This is a genomic window from Oscillibacter sp. KLE 1728 (assembly GCF_934833455.1).
Taxonomy (GTDB): domain Bacteria; phylum Bacillota; class Clostridia; order Oscillospirales; family Oscillospiraceae; genus Oscillibacter; species Oscillibacter welbionis.
The window spans coordinates 1-8839 of the sequence record NZ_CAKVVF010000085.1 but is presented as its reverse complement, the minus strand read 5'-3'; the positions used below and the strand labels follow the sequence as shown (position 1 = coordinate 8839).

Annotated in this window: 7 protein-coding genes and 1 pseudogene; all 8 read left to right on the top strand. The window is 62.1% G+C overall.

Features of this window, described 5'->3' with window-relative positions:
- A partial coding sequence (locus tag QVE23_RS09175) for an RrF2 family transcriptional regulator (protein ID WP_353847678.1) occupies nucleotides 1-420 on the top strand: 420 nt, incomplete at its 5' end.
- A gap of 65 nt (nucleotides 421-485) precedes the next feature.
- A complete protein-coding gene (locus QVE23_RS09170; RefSeq protein ID WP_021748811.1) occupies nucleotides 486-2396 on the top strand; it encodes an acyl-CoA dehydrogenase family protein in 1911 nt (636 codons plus the stop codon).
- A gap of 35 nt (nucleotides 2397-2431) precedes the next feature.
- A complete protein-coding gene (locus tag QVE23_RS09165; protein ID WP_287966565.1) occupies nucleotides 2432-3658 on the top strand; it encodes an FprA family A-type flavoprotein in 1227 nt (408 codons plus the stop codon).
- A gap of 896 nt (nucleotides 3659-4554) precedes the next feature.
- Nucleotides 4555-5220: a response regulator transcription factor gene (locus tag QVE23_RS09160; protein WP_119310918.1), complete on the top strand. Its 666-nt coding sequence runs from the start codon at nucleotides 4555-4557 to the stop codon at nucleotides 5218-5220.
- Entirely contained in the window at nucleotides 5198-6679 is a 1482-nt protein-coding gene (locus QVE23_RS09155; RefSeq protein ID WP_273481657.1) for a sensor histidine kinase, read from the top strand. The genes QVE23_RS09160 and QVE23_RS09155 overlap by 23 nt, the downstream gene beginning before the upstream one ends.
- Nucleotides 6680-6786: 107 nt before the next feature.
- A complete protein-coding gene (locus tag QVE23_RS09150; RefSeq protein ID WP_119310916.1) occupies nucleotides 6787-7416 on the top strand; it encodes an alpha/beta fold hydrolase in 630 nt (209 codons plus the stop codon).
- Nucleotides 7417-7599: 183 nt separating this feature from the next.
- Complete coding sequence (locus QVE23_RS09145; protein WP_021748819.1) at nucleotides 7600-8460, top strand: ABC transporter ATP-binding protein; 861 nt, start codon at nucleotides 7600-7602, stop codon at nucleotides 8458-8460.
- Nucleotides 8457-8839, top strand: a pseudogene (locus QVE23_RS09140) (hypothetical protein); the annotation flags it as partial. The gene QVE23_RS09145 and the pseudogene QVE23_RS09140, both read left to right, overlap by 4 nt.

Below are 8839 nucleotides of genomic sequence, written 5' to 3'. Positions count from 1 at the left end.
AAGGAGAACGCGGCATTGGTCATTACCCGGGAGACAGATTACGCCCTGCGCATCCTGCGGGCACTGTTGGATGGAAAACTGCATACCGCGGGACAGATCGCACAGGATGAACTCCTCCCCCAGGCCTTTGCCTATAAAATCCTGAAAAAGCTGGAGAAGGCCGGACTGGTGGAGGTGGTCCGCGGAACGGCGGGCGGCTGCCGGCTGTCGGCGGATTTGACCGGCACCAGCCTCTATGACCTGATGAAGGCCATGGGAGAACGCGGGAATCTGAGCTCCTGCATGGATCCGGCGTATCAATGCCCCTGGCGCAGCTGCCACGGCGGCTGCACCGTGCACTGCAAGCTGGCTGAGATTCAGAACAAGCTGGACGAGGAGCTGCGGGCCCACAGCCTGCAGGAGATTTTGACGGACCCCTGATTTGACAGTTTTTCTTTTGCTTGAAAGTTGATAAATTTTATCAAGATTAAAGAGGAGGTACGACTATGCTGTTTCAGACCACACAGGCACACGAGGAACTCCGCGCCAAAGTCCGTGCGTTTGCGGAGGAGGAGATCAAACCCATCGCGTTCATGCTGGACCAGCAGAACGAGTTCCCGGACGAGGCCATCCGGAAGCTGGGCGAGATGGGCCTCATGGGCATCCCCTTCCCCGCGGAGTACGGCGGCGCCGGGCTGGATGCCCTGAGCTACGCCATCGCCGTGGAGGAGCTGGCCCGGGTGGACGGCGGCGCGGGCGTCATCCTGTCCGCCCATGTCTCCTTAGGCTCCTGGCCCATCTTCGCCTACGGCACCGAGGAGCAGAAGCGCAAGTACCTGGTGCCCCTGGCCAAGGGCGAGAAGATCGGCGCCTTCGGCCTGACGGAGCCCAACGCCGGATCCGACGCCGGCGGCACTGAGACCACCGCCGTCCTGAAGGGCGACCACTATGTCCTCAACGGCGGCAAAATCTTCATTACCAACGCCCCCAAGGCGGACACCTATGTGGTCTTTGCCGTCACCACACCGGATATCGGCACCCGGGGCATCAGCGCCTTCATCGTGGAGAAGGGCTGGAAGGGCTTCTACTTCGGCGACCACTACGACAAAATGGGCATCCGCTCCTCCTCCACTGCCGAGCTGATCTTTGACAATGTGGAAGTGCCCAGGGAGAACCTGCTGGGCAAGGAGGGCGACGGCTTCAAGATCGCCATGTCCACCCTGGACGGCGGCCGCATCGGTATCGCGGCCCAGGCGCTGGGCATCGCCCAGGGGGCCTATGACGCCGCCGTGGCCTACTCCAAGGAGCGCATCCAGTTCGGCAAGCCCATCGGCTTCCAGCAGGCCATCTCCTTTAAGATCGCCGACATGGCCACCAAGCTCCGCTGCGCCCGGTTCCTGGTGTACTCCGCCGCCGAGCTGAAGGAGGCGCACGCCCCCTACGGCATGGAATCCGCCATGGCCAAGATGTACGCCTCCGACATCGCCCTGGAGGTCACCAACGACGCCCTGCAAATTCACGGCGGCGCCGGGTTCATGAAAGGTATGGAGGTGGAGCGGGCCTACCGGGACGCCAAGATCACCACCATCTACGAGGGCACCAACGAGATCCAGCGGGTGGTCATCGCCTCCCATATCCTGGGCAAGGCCCCCAAGAGTTCCGGCGGTTCCTCCAGCCAGCCCAAGAAGCCCGCGCCCGTCACCGGTGTGCGGAAGAAGGTCATCCTGCGGGACGGCTCCCCCGCCGAGCAGGTGGCCGCCCTGGTGGAGCATTTGAAGAAGGACGGCCACGACTTCACTGTGGGCATCCCCCTGGACACCCCCATCGCCCAGGCGGAGCGGGTGGTCTCTGCCGGCAAGGGCATCGGCGGCAAGAAGAACATGAAGCTCATTGAGGATCTGGCCAAGGCCGCCGGCGCGGCCATCGGCTCCTCCCGTCCGGTGGCGGAGACGCTGAAATACGTGCCCCTGAACCGCTATGTGGGCATGTCCGGTCAGAAGTTCACCGGCAACCTGTACATCGCCTGCGGCATCTCCGGCGCGGTGCAGCACCTGAAGGGTATCAAGGACGCCTCTACCATCGTGGCCATCAACACCAACGCCGGCGCCCCCATCTTCAAAAACTGCGACTATGGCATCGTTGGGGATGTGAACGAGATTCTGCCCCTGCTGACCGCTGCCCTGGACACCGGCGAAAAGCAGCCCGCGCCGCCCATGGTGAAGATGAAGCGGCCCCGTCTCCCCAAGCCGGAGCCCATCGGCAAGCGATACGTCTGCGGCGGCTGCGGCTATGAGTACATCCCCGAGCTGGGCGACCCGGACGGTGACATCGCCCCCGGCACGTTGTTTGAAAAGCTGCCGGAGGACTGGGTCTGCCCGGAGTGCGCGGAGCCCAAGGACCAGTTCATTGAGGCGTAACGGCCTGTCATCTGTGAGTAAAGGAGGATTTCTGCATGCATTGTGTGAGAACTGTTACCGAAAATCTCTATTGGGTCGGCGCCAATGACCACCGTCTGGCTCTGTTTGAGAACATCCACCCCATCCCCAAGGGGGTCAGCTACAACGCCTATCTGCTGCTGGACGAAAAGAGCGTCCTGTTTGACACGGTGGACTGGTCCGCCTGCCGCCAGCTGCTGGAGAACCTCGAATACCTGCTGAACGGAACGCCTCTGGACTATCTGGTCATCAACCACATGGAGCCGGACCACGGCGCCTCCATCGAGGAGATCCTGCTGCGCTATCCCAAGGTCCGGATCATCTCCACGGAGAAGGCCTTCATGCTGATGCGCCAGTTCGGCTTCCATGTGGACGGTCACGAGTGCATCCATGTCAAGGAGGGCGACACCTATTCCTTCGGCGACCACACCGTCACCTTTGTGGGAGCTCCCATGGTCCACTGGCCCGAGGCCATGGTGACCTTTGATACCACCAACGGCGTCCTCTTCTCCGCCGACGCCTTCGGGTCCTTCATCGCCCTGGACGGCAAGCTGTTTGCCGACGAGGTGAACTTCGACCGGGACTGGATCGACGAGGCCCGCCGGTACCTCACCAACATCGTGGGCAAGTATGGCCCCCACATCCAGCTGCTGCTGGGCAAGGCCGGCGGCATCCTGGACCAGATCCGGTATATCTGCCCCCTTCATGGTCCCGTGTGGCGGAAGGATCTGGGCTACTTCATCGACAAGTACGACAAATGGAGCCGCTATGAGCCGGAAGTCAAGGGCGTGCTGATTGTCTACGCCTCCATGTACGGCAACACCGAGGCAGCCGCCCAGGCGCTGGCCGCCAAGCTCTGCGAACGGGGCATCACCGACGTGGCCCTGTACGACGTGTCCAACACCCATGTGTCCTACCTGATTGCCGAGAGCTTCAAGTACAGCCACATCGTCCTGGCCTCCGTTACCTACAATCTGGGCATCTACCCGGTGATGAAGAGCTATCTGGAGGACATGAAGGCCCTGAACCTCCAGAACCGCACCTTCGCCATCATCGAGAACGGCTCCTGGGCCTGCAAGTCCGGAGACCTGATGCAGGCCTTCATCGACGAGGAACTCAAGAACATGACGGTGCTCAACGAGCGGCTGTCCCTGGCCTCCTCCCTTCAGGCGGACAAGGCCGCAGAGCTGGATCAGCTGGCGGACGCCCTGGTGGAATCCCTGCAGGAGGACCTGGAGAACTGACGCCCCGAGCAGCCGGATAGCTCCGTGCACCGGAGGAAATCCCATAAGAAACGCGCACCGGGCGGAAACGGTCTCCCCCGGTGCGCCTTCGCGCAGAGGAGAGCGGCATATCCATAGGGATATGCCGCTCTTTTTTTCTTTCGGGTCAGCCGGTGGACTCCCCCGAGGCGGGCTTTCGGCACAGGCGGGCCGCCTGCCGCCTCGCTGCTGGGGCAGGGCAGGTGGACCTGGCGGGCACTTCGTCCCGTGCTCCGCGTCCCGCCCCCCACCGCTGCTGTCTGCGACCAGCAGCATATTCGATCCGTTTTTCTCAAAAAGCTGGCCAGATATTTCTTCAGACACCTGGCCCCGGAAATGAACCGCGTCCCATTTTCAAAAATCAAATTATGTATCGTTCTCTTCCCGCATAGCAGCCGTTCTGGGGCTATTATAAAAAATTGAGACTTCCGGAGAAGCCTCAAAAGCTGTGGGCATATACCTTTCTGTTACAGCCCGTGAAGCGGGATCAAAGGGAAAATACCGCCCTCGCCGCGCTCAAGAACCGTTTGACAGTAACTGCGGCCCCGGGGGTGTGGAACAAGCCGAAGGGGATGGTGTAGTTCCAGTCCACGGGGAGGGCCTTCAGCCGGGAGTTCACATTTCTGTCGGTTGTCAATGGTCATCATGTCCTTGGAGTTTTCACGCGGGTTGAACACCTGGATGCTGAAGAAGTCAAAGCCCACGAACCGGATCTGGGAATCGTCCTGTCACAGCTCCGGTGCCCACTGGTCAATGGGACCGGTCACGCAGCAGGCGGCCGCTGCTGGAAACGGAGGTCTGTTCCCCACACAGGGGGAAATGAAATTCTCCATGATAAATTCACAATCCTGTGCTATACTTTTTCCCGGTGATTGTTGATGAAACGAATTCTGATCGTGGAGGATGAGCCGGAGCTGCAGGAGCTGCTGTGCGCCTATCTGCAGGACGCGGGCTATGCGGCCGCTGTGGCCGGAGACGGCGCAGCGGCCCTGGACCTGTTCCGCGCCCAGTCTTTTGACCTGGTCCTGCTGGACATCATGCTGCCGAAAATCGACGGTTTCGGGGTCTGCGCGCAGATCCGACGCCAGTCCCAGGTGCCCATTCTGATGCTCACGGCTCTGGACGGAGAGACGCAGCAGCTCCGGGGCTTCGGCCTGAATATCGACGACTACGTGACCAAGCCCTTCTCCATGCCGGTCCTGCTGGAGAAAATCCGGGTGATCCTTCGCCGGAGCGGCGAAGCGGCGGAAAGCCGCCTGCATTACCGGGATCTGGTGGTGGACCTGGACACCAGGGAGGCTGCACTGGACGGCCGTCCCCTGGATCTGACGGCCCGGGAATTCGAGCTGCTGCGCACCTTTCTGGCCGCGCCGGGGCGGGTCTTCACCCGGGAGATGCTGCTCTCCAGGCTGTGGGGCTACGACTTCTTCGGGGATGAACGGGTGGTGGACAGCCACATCAAAAACCTCCGCCACAAGCTGGGGCGGGACTATATTGAAACCGTGAGAGGGGTGGGCTACCGTGCTGCGAAGGAAACTCGCTGAAAGCCTGACGGTGCGTATTTTTCTGCTTACCTTCCTGCTGCTGCTGGGGGCAGGGGGACTCACCTTCGCCCTGATTGCCTGGGCCACCCCCATCACCTACACCGCTGTGATCAGCGACCGGCTCCAGGCCCAGGTAGCCGACCTCACCCAGCAGCTGGCACAGACCAATCTGGCCGACGCGGGGCCCATCCTGGACGCCTTTGTCCGGGAGAGCGGGGCGGAGGTAGCCCTGACGGCCCCCGGCGGGGCGGAGGCGGACACCGGCTCCCTGTTGGTCCTGCCGGAGGAGGACTGGCAGGTAGCCGTCACCATGTCCGGGGCGGACAACTCGGTCCAGACCTATGAGGCCGACACCTATCAGGTGCAGATTGACCGGGCCGACGGTGTGGTGACCGCCACTCAGACGGGGATCCTCACCACCCAGATCACCTTTGCCGACCAGGAGGGGACCTACCAGCTGCTGGTCTCCCCTCAGCTCCGCTTGGCCAACCAGGCGGTGGAGGCCCTGGGGCGGGTGGCCCCCTGGCTGGCTCTGGCGCTGCTGGCCTTCTCCCTGCTGTGTGCGTTCGGGTACTCCCGGTATATCACCCGGCCCATCGTGCGGCTGAACGGCATCGCTGGCAGGATGGCGGAGCTGGACCTCCAGTGGGTGTGCGGGGAGCGGCGCCGGGACGAGATCGGCCAGTTGGGCCGCAGTCTGGACAAAATGGCCCGGCGGCTGTCTGCCGCCCTCACCGACCTGGAAACCGCCAACCAGGCCCTGCGGGGGGAGGTGGCCCGGGAGCGGGAGCTGGACCGACAGCGGATGGCCTTTTTCTCCGCCGCCTCCCACGAGCTGAAGACGCCCGTCACCATTTTGAAGGGACAGCTGGCCGGGATGCTGGAGGGCGTCGGCGTATATCAGGACCGGGACAAGTACCTGCTCCGCTCTCTCCAGACAACCGGCCGGATGGAACGCCTGATCGGCGAGATGCTGTCCATCTCCCGCATGGAGTCCGGATCTGCCGCCGTCCGGCAGGAGCCCGTGGACCTGTCCGCCCTGATGGCGCAGCAACTGGCTCTGGACCGGGAGCTGCTGGAGCAGCGGGGCCAGCAGCTGGTGTCCGCACTGACCCCGGGGATTACCGTGCCCGCAGACGCCTCCCTGCTGGGGAAGGCCGTGGGCAACCTGCTCTCCAACGCCTCCCGCTACTCGCCGGAGGGGGCGGAAATCCGGGTTTGGTGCGGCCGGTTGGAGGGCCGCCCCGCCCTGAGTGTGGAGAACACCGGAGCGCGGATCAGCGGAGATGCCCTGCCCCACCTGTTTGAAGCCTTTTACCGGGAGGAGGGTTCCCGGAACCGGAGCACCGGCGGCAGCGGACTGGGGCTCTATCTGGTGAAAATGATCCTGGACCGGCACGGCGCGGTGTGTACCATTGAGAATACGGAGGAAGGGGTAAAAGCGACTGTAAGGTTTTAGTTTTCTGCCCATTCCGGACTTTCTTCCGCAGATGTGACCGTTTCAAGTATACGCTGAGACATCGTACAAGCGGAGAAGCTGCATAGATCAGGCCGAGGAGGTTGCGTATGGCGAAAAAAATCCTGGTTCATGGTTCTGGACACAAGGCGGCAAGCTGGAAGGAAACGGTCTCCTGCATGGATGGCAAAGAGGAGCTGCTGTGTCCGGACCTGTGTGCCCTGCTTGCCGGGAAAACAGCAAGCTATCCGAGCCTCTATGGGGCGTTTGCAGAATACTGTGATCACGTCGGCAGGGCGGTCCATCTGTGCGGTCTTTCACTGGGCGGTATCCTGGCGCTGAACTATGCGCTGGACTTCCCCGAAAAGGTAAAAACGCTGGTCCTGATCGGGACGCCTCATAAAATTCCCAAGGCGGCGTTCGGTATCCAAAACCTGATTTTCCGCTTTCTGCCCAGATCCGTTTTTGACACCATGGCCTTTGATAAAGAGAGCACGTTTGTCTTGGGCAATTCCATGAAGAAGCTGGATTTCAGCGGCAGAGTGCGCGGTATGCGGTGTCCCGTCCTCATCATCTGCGGGGAAAAGGACCGTTCGAATATCCGCTCCGCCCAATACCTGTCGCAGAACATCCCTGGCGCGGAATTACAGCTTATCGAACATACCGGCCATGTTGTGAATGAAGAAAACCCAAAGGCGCTGGCCGAGCGCCTGAACAAATTCTATTCCCTGCATCCCTGACTGCTCCGCCAATCTATATGGAAGAAAACGAGTCCGCCGCAAAACAGAAGTGTTCTGCGGCGGACTTTTTGCAAGATATTTCCCGGTGTCCGCTTCTCCACACAAACCACACATAATCTCCAACTCCCCTCCACACAGCCATGGTATCCTTTCCGTATCCCAAGCAGAAAGGATACCGATCACATGGAAATCAACATTCAAAACGTCAGCATGACCTACCCCAGCGGAAAACAGGCCCTGCAGAACCTGAGTCTGGAGCTCCGGTCTCCCAGCCTCATCGGCCTGCTGGGGCCAAACGGCGCGGGCAAGTCCACTCTGATGAAGCTGCTGGTGGCCGCCCTGCTCCCCACATCCGGCTCCATTCTGGTGGACGGACAGCCCCTTCTCAAGACGGAGCGGCAGCTGAAGGCCCAGCTGGGCTATCTTCCCCAGGATTTCGGGTTGTTCAACGAGCTCACCGTGGCCCAGTTCCTGGACTATATGGCCGCCCTGAAGGGGCTGCGGGACTCCGGAACAGCCGTCCGCGAGGTGATCCGGACGGTCAATCTGGAGGGGCAGGCCCGCGCCCGCATCCGCAGCCTGTCCGGCGGACAGCGCCAGCGGGTGGGCATCGCCCAGGCCCTGCTGGGCGCCCCTCCCCTCCTGATCCTCGATGAGCCGACGGTGGGGCTGGACCCGGAGGAGCGCATCCACTTCCGCAACCTGTTCTCCCGCACAGCCCAGGACCGGCTGGTACTGCTGTCCACCCACATTATCGAGGACGTGCAGTCGGTGTGTGACCGGCTGGTGGTCATCGACCACGGGCAAATCCTGTTCACCGGCACGCCGGAGCAGTTGATTCAGGCGGCAGAGGGCCATGTGGGCGTGTTCTGGGAACGGGAAGCCGGTCAGGAGCAGGGCCTGCACATCACCGCCCGGGTCAACACCAGCCAGGGCGTCCGATGCCGCGCAGTGGCGGACGCGCTGCCCGCCTATGTCCAGCGGTCGGAACCGTCTCTGGAGGACGCCTACCTCTATCTCATCTCACGGGAGGCGGTACAATGAAGCTCCTGCGTCTGTTCCCCCTGGAGCTGGGACGGCTTCTGCACAGCCGCATGACCTGGCTCATCGTTCTTCTGACCGTCATCTCCCCCGCAGTAGGACTCGTCCTCTACAAGCCGGCCATTGCCAGCACCATGCTCTCCATGTACCTGGCCAATCCGGCCCTGGCCGGAGGGGCGGCGGGCGGTATTCTCTTCGGCCTGCTCACAGTATATGAGCTGGACCGGGCCGGCCGCAGCCGTGTGGAGGTGCTTACCAATGCGGTTGTTTCTCCTCTAGCCGCGGCGCTGGTACGCCTGCCGGCCCTGCTGGCGGCAGCCGGACTGGCGCTGGTCCTCACCATGCTGGTGTGGCTTCCCATCAGCTGTGGGCTGATCGGCTC

Excerpts from the sequence above, each read along its gene's own strand:
- QVE23_RS09170 (WP_021748811.1), top strand. The coding sequence starts at position 486 with ATGCTGTTTCAGACCACACAGGCACACGAGGAACTCCGCGCCAAAGTC.
- QVE23_RS09165 (WP_287966565.1), top strand. The coding sequence starts at position 2,432 with ATGCATTGTGTGAGAACTGTTACCGAAAATCTCTATTGGGTCGGCGCC.
- QVE23_RS09160 (WP_119310918.1), top strand. The coding sequence starts at position 4,555 with ATGAAACGAATTCTGATCGTGGAGGATGAGCCGGAGCTGCAGGAGCTG.
- QVE23_RS09150 (WP_119310916.1), top strand. The coding sequence starts at position 6,787 with ATGGCGAAAAAAATCCTGGTTCATGGTTCTGGACACAAGGCGGCAAGC.
- QVE23_RS09145 (WP_021748819.1), top strand. The coding sequence starts at position 7,600 with ATGGAAATCAACATTCAAAACGTCAGCATGACCTACCCCAGCGGAAAA.